A 21,186-nucleotide genomic window follows, 5' to 3' on the forward strand; every position below is an offset into this window, starting at 1 on the left:
TTGGTATTTTATATTTGGTATAATCATTGTCAGAAGTTTGTTAAAAACACCTTAATGCTGTTTTTTCCATACTAACTACCATGCAAAAACTACCCAAAAAGCAATTATTGATTGTCGATGACAATAGGATAGATAATCTTATTATATCCAAGTTTGTGGAGAAAATCACAGATGAAATCAATATACAATTCGAGTTTAATGGCGCCTCAGCCATAACTTATCTTAAAAACTCCCTTCATTTACCACCATTAATTTTTTTGGATTTACATATGCCTCTTGTAAATGGGTTTGATTTCTTGGATAAATTCGAAAAAGAATTCAGTGAAAAGTTACCTCATACCAAGGTAATTGTAATTTCTTCCTCTATCAATCCAGCAGATAAAGCAAAAGCCTTATCCTTCAGGTCAGTAGAAAGTTTTATTTCAAAACCAGTGGATAAAAAAATTGTATCCCGATTATTAAATATGATTGAAGTCAATTAAAATTTTCTTTTCAATTAACGCTTCCCGTTTAAATTTCCATCAATTTGTGAATAAGATTAAAATTAGAAGTTGAAATTTTTTGCTTTCCCGTAATAAATAGAACTTTGCTGTTGAATATACAATAATTTTTTCAGGCCTTATTTTGATTATTGACAGCTTATTTTTTCTGGAAAATTTAATTTTTAACTTTCGATTTGAAAACACAAGTTTTATCTGGCTATCAACCAATTAAAGGATTGAAGTTTTTGGCCTTCGTTTCTTTGGGATTTGTATTACTTTATCTTGCCTTTAAGGACCAGGATCTTTCCGAGGTTTTCAACCAACTGAAATCTGCCAATTATTTTTGGGCTATTCCTGTATTTGTTGTTTCTCTTTTTAGTCATATTATCAGGACCATCAGGTGGCAAATGCTCATGAAACCACTTGGCTACAGGCCCGGAATAAAAAACAGTTTATATGCCTTAATGTGTGGATACCTGGTAAATTATGCTGTACCCAGACTTGGGGAAGTAACAAGATGTGCACTGCTCAACAAAACCAATAATGTCCCTTTCAAACCACTTTTTGGGACTGTGGTCACTGAAAGAGCTATAGACATATTATGCCTGTTAATATTGATTTTCATTGTTACTCTTATGGAATTCAGTACCATTTCAGGGTATTGCTATGAAATTATCTTTCTACCACTTTACTCCCATTTCCTTTCCACTTTACCTGGAATTACCACCATTTTAATCTTAGGTCTACTTTCCAGCATCATGTTATTTGCAGTCTTTTTAATTTTTAAAAACAGGATCAAAACCAGTCCTGTTTTTAAAAGAATCATACAATTTCTGCAACAAATATGGATAGGGATAGCCTCTGTTGCCAAAGTAGAAAAAAAGTGGTTGTTCATCACTATTACCATTACCATCTGGGTAACCTATCTTTTAACTACATACCTGTGGTTTTTTGCTTTTGAAGAAACAAAAGGGCTTACCCTTGGAGCCGGGCTATTTTTTATGGTAATGGGCAGTATAGGGAAATCTCTGCCAATCCAAGGTGGAGGCATGGGCGCCTATCATTATTTGATTACCCAGGCAGTTTTGCTTTATGGGGTCGGAGAGGTTTATGGCAATGCATTATCCATAGTCGTACATGGATTCCAGACCGCTTTCTACCTGGTGCTCGGAGGAATAAGTTTTTTTATAATTTCACTTAAAAAACAGACCATATAAAAAAACGGACTTACCGATAGTCGATAAGTCCGTTTTGGTAATAAAGAAGTTAATATATATCGTGTTTTTAGTTAGCTCTTACAAAGTGGTAACTTAATTCCTGATAGTGACCAAAAAAATTGGTTTCACACCAAATTTTCAGATCTTTAACTTCCTCCCCGATCAGATGATCAATTGCTTTTACTAATTCTCTTTCAAATAATTTCACATCAAAACTAACTTTTTCGAGGATTGTTTTACTGTATTCGAGCATAGGGCTGGTTTAATTTGTTGGTAAAAAAAAATTAATTTAGTTTACGGGTGCCTAAGGCAAAAGTTGGGCAATTTTATGTTAAAAATTCACAAATTTCGATCAGAAGTATCTGTTCCATTGGACTAAATTATTTTATGATGATCAGGCTGACGCTACTTATCTTTTTTTCAAGCTTTGTCTTTACTTTGTTTGCACAATCTTCAGAAGTGCCCAAATCTCCTGAAAGAGCAGAAGGCAGTGGTCCGTATAAGCAGCTCATCATCCAGGGAGTAACCTTAATAAATGGAGCAGGTTCACCGCCAATTGGTCCAGTTGATGTGATCGTTGAACAGAATAAGATTAAGGATATAAAAGTGGTGGGATATCCCGGAGTACCAATTGACGAAAAAAAACGGGAGAAATACGATAGTGATGCCGAAATTCTGGAGGCCGAAGGGATGTATTTATTACCTGGGTTTATTGATATGCACGGTCATATTGGTGGCAAGAGCCAGGGCACAAGTGCAGAATATGTTTTTAAATTGTGGATGGCTCACGGGATCACCACCATCAGGGATCCCTCTGCAGGAAATGGATTGGAATGGACCCTCGAACATAAAAAGAAAAGTGAGCAGAATACCATCACAGCTCCAAGAATAGAAGCTTATTCTTATTTTGGCCAGGGCAGTAAAAGTGCCATTTCAAATCCGAAAATGGCCAGGGCCTGGGTACAGGAGATTGCGAAAAAAGGAGCCGATGGAATTAAGTTTTTTGGGGCCCGTCCGGATATTATGGAAGCGGCCCTTTCAGAGGCAAAAATATTAGGATTAAGATCGGCTTGTCACCATGCACAAACTGATGTGGCCTGGCTGAATGTGCTTAATACCGCTAAAATGGGATTAACTTCCATGGAACACTGGTATGGATTGCCTGAGGCGCTTTTTACAGATAAAACTATTCAAAATTATCCCCTGGATTATAACTACCAAAACGAACAACACAGGTTTGGCGAAGCAGGTAAACTATGGAAGCAGGCAGCCCCTCCTTATTCTGAAAAATGGAATAAAGTGATGGATGAATTAATCTCACTCGATTTTACCATCGATCCGACTTTTAATATTTACGAAGCGAACAGAGACCTGATGAGAGCAAGGTTGGCAGAATGGCACTCTGATTATACTTTACCTTCGCTTTGGAGATTTTATCAACCCAGTAGAATCTCACATGGGTCTCACTGGCACTATTGGGGCACTGAAGAGGAGGTAACCTGGAAAGAAAATTACAAGCTTTGGATGACTTTTGTAAATGAGTATAAAAACAGAGGAGGAAGAGTAACCACAGGCTCGGATTCCGGGTTTATTTTTCAATTATATGGTTTCGCTTATATAAGGGAATTAGAACTGCTTCGGGAAGCAGGTTTTCATCCATTGGAGGTTATCAGGGCTGCCACTTTAAAAGGAGCAGAAGCGTTGGGAAGAGACCAGGAAATCGGATCTATTGAAATTGGAAAACTTGCGGATATGATCATTATAGAGGAGAATCCTTTGCAAAACTTAAAAGTTTTATATGGAACTGGTGCCATTAAGTTGAATGAAAATAATGAAGTAACAAGAGTTGGAGGGGTAAAATACACAATTAAAGATGGAATTATTTACGATGCAAAAAAATTACTTTCGGATGTAAAAAAAATAGTAGATCAGGCAAAAGAAGAAGAAGAATTCATTTTAAAGCAACCGGGTATAAAATAAAAAAATGTTAAATTAGAACGATTTTATTAATAATGGTTTTAATGGCATTGGTACTCAATCTATTGAAATAGCAACCAAAATCAAATTCCAATAATTTCCACGGATGGAATCAGTAAAGAACTCGATAATAGAAGACGCTAAAACATTTGCACTTCGTATTTTACAGGACGAAACGCCTAAAAATCTCGAATATCACAATGCGGAACACACGGAAGAAGTCGTAACCGCTGCGATTGAAATTGGGAATGCAAACGGCTTGAATGAAGAGGAGATGGAAATTTTGCAACTTGCAGCTTGGTTTCACGATACGGGTCATAGCAAAAGGGTGAACGGACATGAGGAAGAAAGCCAGACCATTGCAGAAAATTTCCTTCAATCTACCAGCTATCCAGTAGAAAAGCTATCAAGGGTAAAAAGTGCGATTAAAGCCACAAAAATGCCTCAATCTCCTCAAAATTTAGTGGAAGAGGTACTTTGTGATGCAGACTTGGCTCACCTGGGGAAAAAAGGGTTTATGGGTAAGATGGCCTCCTTAAGAAATGAATGGCATTCTCTGGGCAGCATAGATTTTAATGACGAGGAGTGGTACAATTACAATCTAAAATTTATTGATGAACATAATTATTTTACTGAATACGGTAAAACCAACTTACAACCCAGAAAGAAAAAGAACTCCAAGAAAATAAAAAAGAAACTAAAGGAGCTGAATGAAAAAAAGGACGATTTCCTTGTACAGGAATTAGGGGTAGACGCCCGGGAGTTGAAAACTTTGAAGAAGAAGCTTCAAAAAGTACAGGGCAGGCCTGAGAGAGGGATAGAAACCATGTTCAGAACCACTTCACGAAATCATGTAGATTTTAGTTCAATGGCTGATAGTAAAGCCAATATCATGATTTCAGTGAATTCTATTATTATCACCATTATTATTGGTGTACTCATGAGAAAACTGGATAGTAATCCGCACCTTATTATCCCTACTGTTATTCTTCTTATAGTTTGTTTAACCTCCATTGTATTTGCCATTTTAGCCACCAGACCAAATGTAACTTCGGGAAAGTTTAAAGAGGAAGATATTCGGAATAAAAAGGCAAACCTGCTATTTTTTGGAAACTTTCACAAAATGAAACTTTCGGATTTTGAATGGGGAATGCGGGAATTGATAAATGACAGCGATTATTTATACGGAAGCATGATTCGTGACATTTATTTTCTTGGGGCAGTTCTGGGTAAAAAATATCATTATCTACGAATAGCTTATACCATATTTATGTTTGGGCTAATCATTGCTTCCATTGCCTTTGTAGTGGCTACTTTTATGTACAATCAGGGACTTACCACCCCTCCTATTGACCCCTCTGATATTATTGAAGACACGTTCTAACTCTTATAAAATAAAAAGCTACACTAAAAATTAGCGTAGCTTTTATGGTATTAACCTCAAAATTAAATTGTAATAAAATCACATTGGTTGATTTCCTCTTCCGTTACATTTATTATTTTTTTGGCATCAGCATCCCACTCTATTTTCCTTCCTAATTTAAATGCCAATGTAGTCATGTGGGCTGAAATGGCTTCTTCAAATCCCTCCTCAATTCCGCAACTTACTTTAGTCCCATTTCGAATACCACTTAACCACTCTCTGATATGCAGGTGAGTAGAATCAACTCTTTTTCCATTTCTATAAGTAAATAACAATCCCTTATTAGCAAAATATTTGGCTGTGGCAGAGGTTACGCCATCAACTCCATTTGCCATTGGATTATAAGAATATAATGGCACTTCCGGATCAATCATTTTATCCTTAATCATTTCTTTATACCTGGTAGATCTTGGATCGGCATGAACAGTAATTGTATTTCCAAGAAGCTCCAGAGTAGCATCATGGCCCATTAAGAGGGTATTCCTTCCTCCAAACTGATTGCCCAAAGTGGCACTATACATAAAAGTAAAACCTTTTTCTTTTCCCTTTTCCTGTGAAGTACCCATTTGGAAATCTGGATATTCCATTACCACATGATAAACATCCGGTACATCCCGGCCATCTTTATGCGTATAAATTCCTCCCGAGGCAGTGGCAGATTTAGGGATTCCCATTCTGAAAAGACAGTTGATCCTGTCGTAATCATGGGTTAATAAATCTCCAGCCAAACCAGAGCCATATTCCCACCACTTTCTCCATCGGAAGAAATGTTCTTTATTAAAAGGAATTTGAGGGGCATTTCCTAAAAACTGCTGCCAGTCGATGGTTTCAGGGCTGGCCTTCTCATGAATATTGTATTGCCAGGCACCATTATCGGAATTTCTGTTGGTACATGCCTGAACGAGGGAAACGTGCCCCAGAACATTTTTCCTCAACACATCCCGAGCCGTCACAAAACTCTGGGTCTGCCGATGCTGATGACCAACCTGAAATACAATTCCGGAAGTTTTTACAGCATCATAAAGTTCATAAGTTTCATTTACTTTATGTGTCATACATTTTTCCACATAAACATGTTTACCAGCCCTTGCGGCATCTATGGAAATCGGGGCATGCCAGTGGTCGGGTGTTGCAATGATTACTCCGTCAATATCCGGACTGGCAAGCATTTCCTGATAGGTTCCAAAACGTTTGGGTTTATTGTCATCTGTTGTCACCGTATCCAAAGCTTCTTCTGCACGGACATCAAAAAGATCACACACACCAGTAAATCTCACATTTAGATTTTCCTGTTCCATAAAATCTTTTAACCTGGTATCATTGGGATTTTCTAGGGCAGACTTTTGCAGTTTTTCTTTTTCTGATCTGGCCATAAAACCAGCCGCCTTCACCAATTGCTTTCCTCTAATTCCATAACCTATAATCCCAAGTCGGACAGGATCACCTGCCATTGGCCCCGTTGGGGGTGGAGTAGAAGCATCAATATTGAGTTCTCTAAGGATGCTGTTTTTTAAATTTTGATCGTAAGCATTTTTTTTAGAAGTACTGAAAGCCAAAGCACCCAATACTGGAACCGCAGCCAATCCTTTGATCAGGTCTCTTCTGCCAATTCCCTTTTTTTCACTATTATTTAAATTATTATTATTTTCCATGATTAGTCGGTAGTTGATTTTTTTTTTAATCGAAATTTTAAAATGATAATCTCTCAGGTTTGAAAAAATCCAAACTGAATTAACCTAGTGGCTAGGCAGCTTCTTTTTCTAACTCTTCATTTTCAACCGGTTCTACAGATTTTCCCCTGGACAATGCAATTAACCTGTCCAGACCAATTTGTAATCCGGTAGGGAATACTGCCAAAACAATTAGCGCAAAAATTTCAATTAAGTTTTTGTTTACAATGAGGTAACTACCTTCGCTGGGAAGAGCATACTTTAATCCGATAAACGGAGGATGTGAAAGGTAATACAAACTTAGCAGTATTGCTCCTGCAATTGCAGCTACCTTATTGAATAACCCAAGAATTAATCCGAGGCCAATGGCAATTAGTCCCCATATATTTAGAAAATCAACAACATTAAGCACAGCGGGATTGCTGGCGAGATCGAAGAAAAACTGGGAAAAAATTCCTTTAGAATCCATGAGGAATGGACCAGCCGACCAGGATGGATTATATAATTTGACTACACCTTCGTACAACAGATGCCAGCCTATCAGCATCCTTAAAATTACTAATGCGGTAACCTGACCATTGGTATAATTTAAAGTTGCCGCTTTCTTTAATTCTGTTTTCATAGAATTGGGAGTTTTGTTTTATTGGTAATAATTTGAGATTTTCTAAGGCAGAAAATGCTAGTGAAATTAGAAATGAATAAGAAACTGAACTCAGGTAAAATTCAGTAATACTCCTTTAAAAAAGGATGACTGGCGTCATGAAAGATTTTGATACTAATCAAATATAAAAATTTTAATGATACTTTTCTAATATAAAATTGAATTTCTTAAAGAAATATTCTGTAAAACAGCCTCAATACTTTAAGAATAAATAAAAATAAAAAAGTCATTTTCTGAAAATTAATTTCAGAAAATGACTTTTCAAGCAACACTTCCTTTGCCTTTGAGGGAAAATCAATATTTCAGATCAATTCATACGAAAGAAAAACAATTTATTTCCTACAAGTTAATTAACACCATAACTTCTTCTAATTTTTCTACCAATAGTTCACATTCTTCTGGTGTTCCTATTGAAATTCTAAGGCAATGAGGCAATTGGAAAAACTTTAGAGGCCTCACAAACACTCCTCTCTGTAAAAGCTGTTCAAAAACCTGCCCCGCAGCTGCTTCCGTCCCAAAATCTACCATTACAAAGTTGCCAAAGGAGGGTGTAAACTTTAAGCCCATTGCTGCAAATTTTTCCTTATAAAAACGCATCCCATTCAGGTTATTGGCAATGGTTTTTTGCAAAAATTCATCATCATCCAAAGCTCCAATTCCCGCTGCCTGCGCCACTATTGAAGGATCGAAAGTAAGTTTTACCTTTAGCAGGGTAGCAACAATTTCCTCATGGGCAATGCCGTAACCTAATCGGACTCCAGCCAGTCCGTAGGCTTTTGAAAAGGTTCTTAGTGTGATGAGATTTGGTAAATTATATTGAGTACTGTCGGGAAAATTATCAGTAAGGCTATTGGCAAACTCCGAATAAGCTTCGTCAACAATTATCAGAATATGGTCTGGAACTTTTTTTACAAAATTATCCAGAGCATTCTGGCTGATAATAGTTCCGGTTGGGTTATTAGGATTACAAAGATAGATTGCCTTGGTTTTCGGGTTAATTTTTTCGGCAATGGCATCCAAATCAAATTTATATCCATCCCGCATTTCAGTCTGAATATATGGGATGTTATTTAATTTGGTCATCACATTAACTGCCACAAATGAACCCTTAGAAGAAATCAGTTCATCTCCTGAGGAAAAAAAGGCCTTGAATATGGTGGATAAAATTCCATCAGAACCATTCCCTATAATGAGGTTTTCCGGCTGAGTATTTAGTCGCTTTGCTAATTTTATCCTAAGCGATACACTACTTGGTTCAGGGTAAAGATTAACTTTCCCCATAGCCTCTGTCATAGCTTCCAATGCCTTTGGAGAAGGGCCAAAGTTATTTTCATTACTGCTAAGAATTGCTGTTCTTTTCAAATTTAATCCTTCAAATACATTATTGACGGACTTGCCTGGTTTATAGCTTTCTACAGCAGCTATGTTTTCAGGTAATTTTATCTTCATTACACTCAAATTATGCCCTAAAAAAAGAGTTTTTGTTAGACGGGAATAAAATTGTCTTTTCAGAATTTATCTCTCCAAATCCCTTCCAAAACTGCCATCTTTTTCCATTGTCTGACAATTCAGTAAAAATTCAACCTAAATAAGTCCCACTTGTACCATTGTGCAAATGGAACTATCCCTCCTTCTTAAGTGGCGGTTTCTTCAATAAATAATTGGTAAAAATACTGAATTGGTTTCTAATCACCTATTAAAGCAGAAAATGAAATCCTTTTAATGAAGCTGTTTGAAATTATTTCCTCTTTCAAAAAATAGGTCTTTTCATTTTCAAAATAAGAGTATAATAACTTCTGCAATGAGGCTTGTGATTCTGAAACATTTCAATTGTTTCATTATGGGGAAACTATTTGATTTTGAATCTTTACAAAAAAAGGGCATCAGATCTAATTCTGACACCCCATACAGATAACTAAACTAAAAAACGCTAATTAATAATAATCATGAATGTAAAGTTGAGGCAAAAATACCTTTTTTATATAGTTTCATTAATGTTCTATCCAGACTTCAGACGAATGATTTTCCGGGGAAAATCATTTTTGTAATAAAAATATTACATTTTAAATTATCTTAAGGAATTATTGTGCCAGAACTAAAACTCCCATTCAGGGTCTAAATATACCTAATTTTCCCTTTTGTTGGTTTAATAACGGTAATTAATTTCCCATATTGAGATTAACTTTGATTTTTTTCAACAAAAATTACATAGGTGATTTAATTTCTTTTCTGAAAACACATCACCAAATAGAATCAGGATGTATTTGAAAGTTTTTTTCATACATTCGAATCATTTTAAACATTTCTGCGGAATATTAAAAAGTTTTCAATCTTTCAGTAAAAATGCTTAATTTTCTGGTTGCCAACTAGCTGGTAAATAGTGTGTATATTTTTTTTCAAAAGCTTGTTCAACCTTTATCTTTATTCTACCCGGCATTTATTTTCTGCATACTGTCGTGTATACTTCCATCCATTGGTTATACTCAGGATATTTTAGATAAAGAGATTTCAATTGATTGGAATAATATCTCTTATCAGGAAGCAATTGAGGATATCAACCATAAAAATGGAATAACCTTTATATACAGTGCCGATTACCTGCCTACTCAAAGAATAACCCTAAAACTTGATCACCAAACCCTCAGACTCATTTTAACTGAAATGTTCCTGAGTACCAACATTTCTTACCAGGTTTTTGCAAATGAAATAGTGCTTTCCAACCAACCAAAAAAAACAAAAAAATACATACTGAATGGAAAGATCACTGATAGCAGTACAGGTGAAGAACTAATAGGGGTAAATATTTGGGTGAAGTCTTTAAATTCGGGAGCCTCTTCCAATTCCTATGGATTTTATTCCCTACCATTACCCGAAGGGGTTTATGAATTACAAATTAGTTATTTGGGATTTAAGGTTTTTCAAAAAAAAGTAGGACTTAACAGAAACCAGCGATTGGATTTTGCCCTGGAACCCTACGAAACTCAACTTGAAGAAATAACCGTAACTGGCAAAACTCATTTTGAAAATCGAAATGTGGAAAAGCTTCAGATGAGTTCCTTCTCGTTAAGTGCAAAAGAAATAAAACAAGTTCCTTCATTAATGGGGGAAAATGATGTTATTAAAACCATCCAGTTGCTGCCCGGAGTTCAATCCGGAAATGAAGGAAGTGTCGGTTTTTTTGTGAGAGGAGGTGGGGCCGATCAAAATCTCATCTTAATTGATGAAGCTCCAGTGCTTAATCCTTCCCATTTTTATGGAATTTTTTCCATATTTAATCCCGCTATTATCAAAGATGTAGAATTTTCTAAAGGTGGAATTTCCTCCAAATATGGTGGAAGATTATCTTCTGTGTTGGATGTACGCCTAAAGGAAGGGAATTATAAAAAGTTTGGTTTTTCCGGAGGAATAGGCAGCATTTCAACCAACCTGCTAATTGAAGGTCCAATTAACAAGGGGAAAGGATCTTATGTTTTTGCCGGCCGAAGGACTTATGCCGATTTACTGGTTAAATCAATTCCCAATCAAAACATTTCTGGTAATTCCTTATATTTCTATGATTTTAATGGAAAAATTGACTACAAGTTTAATCAAAAAAATAAGGTCTCCATTTCTTCTTATTTTGGAAATGACAAATTTGGTTTCCAGGATTTCTACGGTGTAAATTGGGGAAATCAAACCATTTCAGCCAGATGGAACCACATTTTTTCCCCAAAGCTTTTCTCCAACCTTACCTTGTATACCAGTTTTTTCAGAACCAAATCATTGGTAAATCTGGTAGAGAATTTCGGTTACAGAACTAAGTATAATGTCAGAAATATTGGGGCTAAATACAATTTCAGCTATTATATAAATGCCAAAAACTTTCTCGACTTCGGAATTGATTTAAATCATCACAGGTATTTCTTTGGTGAAATAGTCCCTTTAATTAAAAATTCGGTGATAAATGAAGAGTTTATCGAACCAAGCTATGGCATTGAATCCGGAGTTTATTTAAGTTATACCACTGAACTTGCCTCTAAGGTAGGTGTAAATATAGGCCTTAGGTATTCAAGGTTTGATAATAAAGGTCCGGGTATAGGCTATATTTACGATACTGAAGATGTTATTTCCCCTGAAACCAGTGTCAATAATATTGTAGATTCGGTTTTTTATGAAAGAAAGGATTATTATAATTTTTATCATGGTTTGGAGCCAAGACTTTCTGTAAGATATTTAATAGATGAGCAACATGCCATAAAACTTTCTTATAATAGAACCAGGCAATACGTTCACCAATTATCCAATACAAATGTGCCCAGCCCCATCGATATGTGGGCTCCGGTAAATAAATATATTAAACCACAAATCGCTGATCAGGTTGCTTTAGGACTATTCCGAAATTTTGGAGGCAATATGTATGAAGCTTCCATTGAGGCCTATTATAAATTAATGCAAAACCAAATTGATTTCAAACCATTGGCCAATTTGTTACTTAACAACCATCTCGAAACAGAAATTTTATCTGGTAACGGGAAGTCCATGGGCCTGGAGTTTTTTCTAAAAAAGAATAAGGGGAAATTTACCGGTTGGCTAAGCTATACACACTCCAAAGCAGAAAGGGAAATATTTGGCATCAATGGTAACCTCCCCTATCCTACCTCCTTCGATAGGCTGCACGACTTTTCTATATTCACCAATTACCGACCCAACAACTTTATAAATATTTCTGCAAATTGGAATTATTCCTCAGGTCAGGCTTACACCTTCCCTGTGGGAAAATATGAAAAAGATGGGTTTATTGTTCCATTTTACACTTCAAGAAATGGATTTAGACTGCCTTCAGTCCACCGTCTGGATTTATCCATTACATTTTACAGAAGGATGTCTCCTGAACATAAGAATGAAAGCAGTTTTAATTTTTCAATTTATAATGTCTACAATAGGAAAAACACTTATGCATACATTTTCAGGCAAAGCGAAGTGGACCGTACTAAAACGGAAGCGGTAAAACTTTACCTTTTTACAATTCTACCCTCATTTACCTACAACTTTAAATTTTAGAGAACACTTAAACCATGGTTTCATTATTAGCCTTTTTATTTACACTTTCCAAGGCTACTTCTTTTAGAATTTTGTCAAGACTTTTCTCTTCATCCAGCATTTCATGAAGTTCGTGAGCAATTTCATCATACCCAAGAATAATGGCATATGCACTTAGCGTTCCGTAGCCAGCGATATCGTAATGATGAATATGCTGGATGGCAGTAATTAAAGCCGCATCTTTTATTTCCTTGTTTCCAGCCTTTCTGATGAGTTTCCAGGCATCATTAATCATTACCAAACAACCTTCACAAACATCATCAACAGGATCTACTCTTAACTTATTAAATATTTTAACAATCTTCTTAAAATGAATTTCAGACCTGTTGATACTGGTTTGAATAGCATTTTTTAATGCCACTGAAGAGGCTTCCTCCATAATTTCAGGAAAAGCTTCTATCTGTTGTTGTTCTGAATCATATCTGTTTTTTAATAATTCTATAAAAAGCCCCTCTAAATTGTTTATTGGTTTCATAATCCTTGAAGTTTATACACCTTTTTCCTGTTAAACAGAAAAAAAGCCAATGGTAAAACACTTTCAAATAAATCATCCTTAAAAGGAGATTATTTTTTATTTCAGGATAAAGCTATCCGATTTATCAAGGAATATTAATGATGGGAATTTTTGATAAATATGACTTTTGTCAAAGAAAAAATGAGGAAAAAAATTTATTTTAAGTAGTTCGGAGAGTGGCATTATTCAAAATAAACACACCTTTTTCAGATAATCAGAATACCCTTCTTATTCCTTTGAATCTTTTGGGATAATTACTTTCGGAATATTCTGCTATCACTATACCATAGTGTTTTTTGGAAGAGGAGGAATGAATAAACCTTAGTGGTTCTCCTTTTTGAGAGATGACAATTCCAACATGACCAATTTTATCTACTGTAGGATCCGTTCCTTTAAACAGGATAATATCCCCTCTTTCAGCTTCTTCAATGGCTATATTCTTACCGAAATTTTGATAGCCCGAACTGGTTCTGGGTACATCAATTTCATTATTTTTCATCACGTAATAAACAAACCCAGAGCAATCAAAACCATCTTTTGGACTTGTTCCTCCATATTTATAAGTAATACCCAGAAAGTTTTGGGCTAAATTCACTATACTATCCGCCTTGTTATCCCTAATACTTTCAACATCCTCCCGATCATTTTCAATAAAAAATCCAGGTTTACTATATTGAAAAGCACATATACTAAAAAACAGGCTTATTGCTATTGCGGAAACTTTCATTTTGTTTTTTGGTTATGAATTTTCAATCAAAAAGATTACAAAATAAGATTAAGGAGATTTATTCACGTTTATTTAAGTTCAGATTTATTAAATAAAATTCGAGTCCAAACATCTTTTATGGCGATATAATTGATCTCCCAATAATTGATTATTAAAAAAAATGCCAGAAAAATCTATCCATAAATATTTCATTATTGTTCTTGCAATTTTTGCAGGAATTATGCTCTCATCCTTTCGAGATGGAGATTTGAAACCCCGTGTCCTGATAGTTGGTAAAAAGACATCTCCTTGCGGGGAAAAAGGTATGACTTTCGAAAAAGCATATGTAAAAAGCAGAATTAAAAATGAGGAGGTAGAGGTTGTGCTTTTTTGCCAGAAATATGATGGCCATTGGCTGAAGAAAACCTACAAGAGATTAGGTTCCGGGGAAATTCCTATTAATATGTCATCATGTGAGTTTACAGGAAATTACTACGCTTTAGTTTATTATTCTTCGGAAGGGGAATCAGGCTTAAACCTTAAGGAAATATCTATTCTTCATTCTTCAAAGGGAGAAAAGCCAAATTTTAAGGTGACCAAAAGAGAAAAAATTTCTGAACAAAAAGGAGGTGGGGTAAAATTTATTGAAGGCAAAGTTTTTACACCTAAAGGGGAAGAAGTTTCAATCACCCTTTTCATGGAAAAAAAAGATGGTTCCTGGAGAAAAAAACATTTTAATTTTGTAGGAAGTGGAAAAACCAAATTAAACATTGAGGGAAATGATTTAACAGGAAAATACAAATTCCATATCACCAGCCTTAATGAAAATGCTTAATTATACCTTAAAACCCCTCCCCTTAAAAACCCGCTTATTCTTTATTTCAGCCCATCTATTTGCCCTTTCAATTATTCTTCAAGCACTATAATTAATTTCCGTTCAAATAGTTATTAGATAATAATTCTTATTCGATTAAGCATTAATAATTTATGGAATCTTTCTTTTTCAACTATATGTTTAAAAAGAGCATAAAAACAATTCCTTTTTTGTTTTTAGTTTTTTTAGCTATTTCCAGTTGCATCCCTATTGAAGATAAGGTAGGACCACGAGTAAATGATTTCGATATCCAAGCCACTTATTTCTACCAGGATACAATAGATTTCTCAGTTATATTTACTGATAATAGTGGACTGGATAGCGGTAGTATTGTAATTGACAGAATTCCTACAGTCACCCCGGGACCCAATGCATGGTTTTATTTGGATACTTTCGATATACGAGGAAGACGAATAGAACCTAATTTTAAGATAGTTGTACCTGAATATAAAGAAGTAGGAGAATATATTCTGACAGTTTTCGGATATGACGAAGGAGGAAACCCAGATACGGTAAGACGAATTTTTAATCTGCAATCAGATAACAGTTTTCCGGTTTTTGATTCACTACTTATAGGCCTTACTCAATTAAATGATTCCACTTACATCGCCTGTAGATCTTCAATTATTAATATTTCCGGGAATGTAAAAGACAATTTGAAATTAAACAGGGTTGGTTTTTCAATGAATAATGGAAAAGAGAACCTTTCAGTAAACTCTACTGATTCACTCGATTTAGCGACTTTATTTGGCAATCAGGTAAATATACCTCCCGACACCCAGGACAGTACTATTATCAATCTTCATATAATTGCTGTAGACACCTTTGAAAACAGATCTGTAAAAACATTTAAAATTTTGGTGGATTGTGATGACCAGTCTCCAAAAATTGAGGTCATAAAATCAAATCCAAAGCTCAATTCCTTCAACAGGGTTTTTGTAACACAAGGAGGAAAATTAAAAATCCCTGAACTAAAAATTGAGGATAATCGATTTATCTCCGAAGCCTCCGTTTATTATAACCTTCAGGCTGAGCCCCTTTCCTTATTTGGATCCACCAACATCAATTCGAGTGATCCTGTAAATTTAAATGATTTTATAAATCTTGAGTTTGATGTCCCTCTTTCTGCTCCCATAGGGGAAGTAAGAGAGGTGAGTATTATGGCTAAGGATAGTATTGGTAATGAATCCGAAATTACCAAAATAATTATAAATGTAATTGAGGATGAACCTCCGTTAATTATTATTACAGATACCTACATTAGCAACTCAGCTGTAGCATTTAATGACACAGGCTATACACCAATAAAACCAGGAGATTTTGTCACCTTCGATGGAAAAGTGGAAGAATTGAATTTCTTAAAATCATTGAAAATATACTGGTCAGAAGAATCGTCTGTAGAAGCACCGCTTGTAAATGAAGTAAATTTCCTTCAATTACCAATCAACCTATCTGAATACCATAATTTATTTTCATTTGTTGTGCCTGATAATGCTTCATTAGGAACCAAATTCAAATTGGAGATAGTCCCCACAGATTCCAAAAATCAGGAAACAAAAAAAGTATATTTATTTGAAGTGAGTAATTAGCAATGCTTTAGAATTCTAAATTTACAAATAAAGCAAAAAGGAGATTTTTATAGAATTAGAATTCTCCTTTTTGCTTTTATACATTGTTAATCATTTAAAATTAAATAATCCCAAAAGTTTAAGTTTAAATTATACCTCCCATCCAATTAAAGGTCATTTAAATCGTAATAAAAGGAGCATGATATTAAAGGAATCCAATTGGATAATGTGTTTAAAATCACGATCTATTTGAATATCCTTTTCGAAAAAACTAACATAAATACACCACAATTGAAATGAAATTCCATTTCCTAATTCGTTCTCAATATCGTTATCTAATATTTGTAATTTTTATATTTTTAAAACTGTCTGCCTATGGCCAATACAGTAAATTTGCCTTTGAAAACATAACCCTGGAAAAAGGTTTATCTCAAAGCCATATTAACTGTATTCTACAAGATAAAAAGGGGTTTATTTGGGTTGGTACAAGGGGAGGATTAAACCGGTATGATGGGAGCAACTTTAAAGTTTACTTTCACGACCCTTCGGATTCTACCTCCATTTCCAATAATATCATTTATTCAATCTATGAGGATGAAAATGGATTAATCTGGATTGGTACTCAAAATGGATTAAGTGTATTCGATCATAAATTCCAAAATTTCAGAACTTTTAAAAAAGATCCTAATAGTTCCAATAGCTTAAGCGATAATGCCATTACTGCCATTCAACAGGATACCTTAGGCAATTACTGGATTGGCACACAAGAAGGAGGAATAAACAAAATTTCATTTCCAAACGGGCTGCCAGGAAAGCCTGAGTTTACCTTATTCCAAAATATAATTGGAAATCCACAGAGCCTTAGTAGCAATAGAATAACTGCAATTACTGCTGATAGATTTGGGTTTTTATGGATTGGAACCCAGGAAAATGGATTAAATAAGTTTAATCCGGAAACTGGAAAAAGTATCAGGTACTTAATCGACAATGATGGCACAAGTGTAAAAATAAATACAATTTACGAAAGCTTTAACGGAGAAATATGGGTAGGGACAAACACTGGGTTAAAGAGAATATTTTTAAGAAAAGGAAAAAGAACATTTGAAAAAAATGAAACTATTGTTTCCTATATCCATAATCCCAAAAGAGAAAACTCTATTTCAAGTAATTCTGTAATGGCAATCACTCAAACCGATTCCTCCAATATCTGGGTGGGAACTGATGATGCCGGGATAAATAAATTTGATTTTAAAAGAATCATTTTCAAAAAGTATCTGAACGATGATTCCAACCCCAAATCATTGATCAGTAATAATATTAAATCAATGTCAAGTGACCATATGGGTTCTTTGTGGGTAGGTACTAATTCAGGAATTAGTAAAGGAGGTGAGGAAGCAAACAGATTCAGACTTTATCAAAAGGACCCAACCCTCCAAAATACCCTAACCAGTTCCAATGTGCAGATGCTATACAAGGAAAGAAGCGGTATAATCTGGATTGGAACTTTTGATGGAGGTTTAAACAAGTACAATTCCAAAACCGGGGAATATACTGCATACACCAGTAAAGACATTTTTGATCAGGGGATAAGCAGAACCCAAAAGTTAAAGGAAGAAGCAGAAAAAAAGGCAAAAAAGAAAAAAAGAAGGAGATCGAGGCGAAAAAAAACCAAATCCAAGCCAAAGCCAAAACCATTAAACCTAAGCAACGACAGGGTTTTATCCTTACATAGAGATAAGAATAAAACCGTTTGGATTGGAACAGGAGATGGCGGATTAAATAAGCTTGATCTGCGTACCGAGACTTTTTACCACTTCAAGGCGGTAATTGATAATCCTGATAGTTTAAGTAATAACACTATTAGAGTGATTTATGAGGATGAATTCAACAACCTGTGGTTAGGTACTGAAGGTGGACTTAATAAATTTGATGGAAATAAGTTCAAGCGTTATATCAATGATGTAAATGATGTAAATAGCCTTAGCCATAATGATGTAAGAGCTATAATTAAGGATAAAAAGGGGAATTTTTGGATAGGTACTTTTGGTGGTGGCCTAAATAAATTTAACCCTAAAAATGGACAGTTTTTCCGATACCAGAAAGCCGAAGGGAACAGTTTGCCAAGTAATGCTATATTTTGTCTCCATGAAGATAAAGCTGGAATTATTTGGATTGGAACTTCTACCGGTTTTAGCAAATTCGACCCTGAACAAGAAACTTTCACCAATTATTCTGATAAGGACGGGCTTCCTAATAATTTCGTTTATGGCATTCTTGACGACAATAAAGGGAATTTATGGTTGAGTACAAATAAGGGAATTTCGAGATTCAATATTGAAAAAGAAACCTTTAAAGTATATGACAAACGGGATGGATTACAAAGTGATGAATTTAATCCAGGTGCCTTTTTCAAAACTCCATTTGGAGAAATGTTGTTTGGAGGAATTAATGGTTTTAATTCTTTTTACCCTAAAAGGATTAAGGATAATGAAAACTTGCCTGCTATTGTGATTACAGAATTCAGGCTTTTCAACACTGAAGTTCCAATAGGAACTAAAGACTCTCCATTGAAATATCATATTTCCGAAACTGAAAAAATAACCCTGCCTTATACAGACAATGTCTTTTCATTCGAATTTGTAGGGCTAAGTTTTACCCATGCAGAGAAAAACCAATATGCTTATAAACTGGAAAACTTTGAAGAGAATTGGGTGAATTCAGGGACCAGGAAATTTGCCAATTATACCAACATACCTCCTGGCAAATACATCTTTAGAGTAAAAGCTTCAAATAATGATGGGCTTTGGAACGAAGAAGGTGTAGCTATTGAAATTACCATCACTCCTCCATTTTGGAAGACATGGTGGTTTTATTTATTGCTTGTGCTGACGGTAAGTTCAATCATTTATGGATATTTAAAACACAGGCTGGTAAGTTTATATAAAAAACAACAGGAACTGGAAAAACAAGTGAGTATCAGAACCTCAGAACTTCAGATTGAAAAAGAAAGAGTAGAAAAAGCAAATGAAGAAATTTTAGCTCAGAAAGATGAAATTTCAATAAAAAACAAAGAGCTTACAAAAAAGAATATTGATATAACCAGTAGTATATTCTATGCCAAAAGAATTCAGGAAGCCATCCTTCCAATCAACATTAATAAAAATTTACCGGAGTCATTTGTATTTTACCAACCCAGGGATATTGTAAGTGGTGATTTCTATTGGTATACCGAAAAGAATGGCAAGCTGATAATTGCCGCAGTAGATTGTACCGGACATGGAGTTCCCGGGGCATTTATGTCAATGATCGGCAATACCCTGCTAAATGAAATTGTGAACAGCAAAGGAATAATTGAACCCTCTGAAATTTTAAGGTTTCTAAATATCGGTGTAATTAATGCCTTAAAACAGGATAATGCAGAAGTAAAAAACAGAGATGGAATGGATATGGGAATTTGCTCCATCGATATTAAGAATAAAAAATTAGAATATGCAGGGGCAAAAAGACCATTATATCTGATAAAGGATGAAGAATTTCATGAAATAAAAGGAGACAAAGCCTCAATTGGTGGCACTTTATTATTTAAAGATCATAATTATACCAATCATATCATTAACCTTGAAAAGGAACAAACTATTTATCTTTCCTCTGATGGGTATGCAGACCAAATCGGAGGGCCTGAGAATAGAAAGTATATGACAAAAAAGTTCAAGCAATTTCTATTACAAAACAATAACCATGATTTAAAAACACAGAAATCTATCCTTGCCAATGAATTTGAGAATTGGAAGGGAAATGAAAGACAATTAGATGATATTCTGGTTATTGGAATAAGACTTAGGGCATAAAGTTAATGAAGCCTTCTGAGGTCCAGCCACAGAAGGCTTTTTTTAATAGCTATTCTCCCCCAATTTGGTTTTTCCCCTAAAAACCCAGTAGATGGCAATAGTATATGACAATACAAAAGGAACCCCAACTAATGCCACAAAGAACATTATTTTTAATGTTTTTAGTGAGGAAGAAGCATTATAAATATCCAGACTATAAGCGGGATCAATACTGGAAATCATTAAGTTAGGAAAAATTCCCAAAGCAAATAAACTGATTAATGCTGCAATAGATAATGCAGAAGAGATAAAAGCAGGTAATTCATTCTTTTTCACCAAATTCCGGTGAATATTTAAAATTGCCAGAAAATTCAGAATAACTACCAACCAGGCCACAATGGAAATTAAATATTGATTATCTATTATTAGTGGATGTTTATCAAAATCCCCCTGTACCATTCCAAATGAGAAATTTGCCACCATTTGTGGCTTGAGGTAAAGCGTATAAGCAGTTACTACAAAATAAAATACGATAAATATCCAGAATGCCCGGAATGCCCATTTCCTCACCAGATTTTGTAATTCTCCTTCCGTTTTTCTCATCAGGTAAACAGCTCCATGAAGCATAAACAGGGAAACGGTAAAAACACCTGTTAAAAGGCTGTACCCATTAAGATGACTAAAAAAGTTTCCCATAAACTCTTTATCGGCTCCTATTTTCATCCCGATCACGATATTCCCAATAGCAATTCCAAAGAGTAATGAAGCAATTATTGAGGCAATGGCAAATGCCCTGTCCCAGGTATTTCGCCACCATTTCATTTTCTCCTTACTCCGGAATTCCAAAGCTACTGCCCTGAAAATTAAGGCTACCAGCAAAATTTGAAAAGGCAGGTAAAACCCGGAAAAGGCAGTGGCATAAACATCGGGGAATGCCGCAAACAATGCCCCACCTGCGGTTATTAGCCATACTTCATTTCCATCCCAAACGGGTCCTATGGAATTAAGAAAAATCCTTCGGTCATGATCTGTTTTTGAAAATAAATGCAAGATTCCCACGCCTAAATCAAAGCCATCGAGAATGGCATAGCCTATTAGTAAAATTCCTACAATTAAATACCAGGCAACCTGATAATCCATATTTGAAGATTTTTTGAGTAAAGTTGAATTGCTTTTTTATATTCTTTT

The 21,186-nt window shown here is 35.0% G+C and carries 15 protein-coding genes; 8 read left to right on the forward strand and 7 right to left on the reverse strand.

What is annotated here, in order from left to right; translation table 11 throughout:
- The first annotated feature begins 80 nt into the window (after positions 1 to 80).
- The gene (locus A3EM_RS44290; protein WP_020532427.1) at positions 81 to 482 is read left to right on the forward strand and encodes a response regulator; all 402 of its coding nucleotides are present in this window, start codon (positions 81 to 83) and stop codon (positions 480 to 482) included.
- A gap of 194 nt (positions 483 to 676) precedes the next feature.
- Positions 677 to 1,699 (forward strand): lysylphosphatidylglycerol synthase transmembrane domain-containing protein, encoded by a 1,023-nt coding sequence (locus tag A3EM_RS0132400; protein ID WP_020532428.1) that lies wholly within the window; start codon positions 677 to 679, stop codon positions 1,697 to 1,699.
- A 67-nt stretch (positions 1,700 to 1,766) separates the two neighbouring features.
- Here the strand turns inward: A3EM_RS0132400 and A3EM_RS0132405 are convergent, their stop codons facing one another.
- Positions 1,767 to 1,952: a hypothetical protein gene (locus A3EM_RS0132405; RefSeq protein WP_020532429.1), complete on the reverse strand. Its 186-nt coding sequence runs from the start codon at positions 1,950 to 1,952 to the stop codon at positions 1,767 to 1,769.
- 137 nt (positions 1,953 to 2,089) lie between these two features.
- On the opposite strand from A3EM_RS0132405, the gene A3EM_RS0132410 reads away from it, so the two are divergent.
- Complete coding sequence (locus tag A3EM_RS0132410) at positions 2,090 to 3,679, forward strand: amidohydrolase family protein (RefSeq protein ID WP_026210716.1); 1,590 nt, start codon at positions 2,090 to 2,092, stop codon at positions 3,677 to 3,679.
- Between the two features lie 103 nt (positions 3,680 to 3,782).
- Entirely contained in the window at positions 3,783 to 5,060 is a 1,278-nt protein-coding gene (locus A3EM_RS0132415) for a Pycsar system effector family protein (RefSeq protein ID WP_020532431.1), read from the forward strand.
- Positions 5,061 to 5,122: 62 nt separating this feature from the next.
- Here the strand turns inward: A3EM_RS0132415 and A3EM_RS0132420 are convergent, their stop codons facing one another.
- The 3 genes from A3EM_RS0132420 to hisC all read right to left on the reverse strand — a co-directional run bounded on the left by A3EM_RS0132420 (position 5,123) and on the right by hisC (position 8,879).
- Positions 5,123 to 6,751 carry a Gfo/Idh/MocA family oxidoreductase gene (locus A3EM_RS0132420; RefSeq protein WP_020532432.1) on the reverse strand — a complete coding sequence of 543 codons (1,629 nt, stop codon included), beginning with the start codon at positions 6,749 to 6,751 and terminating at the stop codon, positions 5,123 to 5,125.
- A 91-nt stretch (positions 6,752 to 6,842) separates the two neighbouring features.
- Entirely contained in the window at positions 6,843 to 7,391 is a 549-nt protein-coding gene (locus A3EM_RS0132425; RefSeq protein WP_020532433.1) for a DoxX family membrane protein, read from the reverse strand.
- Between the two features lie 378 nt (positions 7,392 to 7,769).
- A complete protein-coding gene (gene hisC, locus A3EM_RS0132430; RefSeq protein ID WP_020532434.1) occupies positions 7,770 to 8,879 on the reverse strand; it encodes a histidinol-phosphate transaminase in 1,110 nt (369 codons plus the stop codon).
- A 933-nt stretch (positions 8,880 to 9,812) separates the two neighbouring features.
- Between hisC and A3EM_RS0132435 the strand changes: the two genes are divergently transcribed.
- Positions 9,813 to 12,470, forward strand: coding sequence for a TonB-dependent receptor (locus A3EM_RS0132435; RefSeq protein ID WP_020532435.1), 2,658 nt, complete (start codon positions 9,813 to 9,815; stop codon positions 12,468 to 12,470).
- A 7-nt stretch (positions 12,471 to 12,477) separates the two neighbouring features.
- On the opposite strand, the gene A3EM_RS0132440 is transcribed toward A3EM_RS0132435, so the two are convergent.
- Together A3EM_RS0132440 and A3EM_RS44295 are read right to left on the reverse strand one after the other, a co-directional pair.
- Positions 12,478 to 12,984 (reverse strand): DUF892 family protein, encoded by a 507-nt coding sequence (locus tag A3EM_RS0132440; RefSeq protein ID WP_020532436.1) that lies wholly within the window; start codon positions 12,982 to 12,984, stop codon positions 12,478 to 12,480.
- Positions 12,985 to 13,237: 253 nt separating this feature from the next.
- Positions 13,238 to 13,750, reverse strand: a complete 513-nt coding sequence (locus tag A3EM_RS44295; protein ID WP_020532437.1) for a C40 family peptidase — start codon at positions 13,748 to 13,750, stop codon at positions 13,238 to 13,240.
- Between the two features lie 160 nt (positions 13,751 to 13,910).
- Here A3EM_RS44295 and A3EM_RS0132450 point away from each other — a divergent pair, with 160 nt between their 5' ends.
- From A3EM_RS0132450 to A3EM_RS44300, 3 genes are all read left to right on the forward strand, one after another.
- On the forward strand, positions 13,911 to 14,564 hold the full coding sequence (locus A3EM_RS0132450) for a hypothetical protein (protein WP_020532438.1): 654 nt from the start codon (positions 13,911 to 13,913) through the stop codon (positions 14,562 to 14,564).
- Between the two features lie 176 nt (positions 14,565 to 14,740).
- Entirely contained in the window at positions 14,741 to 16,192 is a 1,452-nt protein-coding gene (locus A3EM_RS0132455; protein WP_020532439.1) for a hypothetical protein, read from the forward strand.
- 275 nt (positions 16,193 to 16,467) lie between these two features.
- Positions 16,468 to 20,019, forward strand: coding sequence for a two-component regulator propeller domain-containing protein (locus A3EM_RS44300; protein WP_020532440.1), 3,552 nt, complete (start codon positions 16,468 to 16,470; stop codon positions 20,017 to 20,019).
- A gap of 42 nt (positions 20,020 to 20,061) precedes the next feature.
- Here the strand turns inward: A3EM_RS44300 and cydB are convergent, their stop codons facing one another.
- The gene (gene cydB / locus A3EM_RS0132465) at positions 20,062 to 21,138 is read right to left on the reverse strand and encodes a cytochrome d ubiquinol oxidase subunit II (RefSeq protein ID WP_020532441.1); all 1,077 of its coding nucleotides are present in this window, start codon (positions 21,136 to 21,138) and stop codon (positions 20,062 to 20,064) included.
- Between the last annotated feature and the right edge of the window lie 48 nt (positions 21,139 to 21,186).

Source organism: Flexithrix dorotheae DSM 6795 (assembly GCF_000379765.1).
Taxonomy (GTDB): Bacteria; Bacteroidota; Bacteroidia; order Cytophagales; family Flammeovirgaceae; genus Flexithrix; species Flexithrix dorotheae.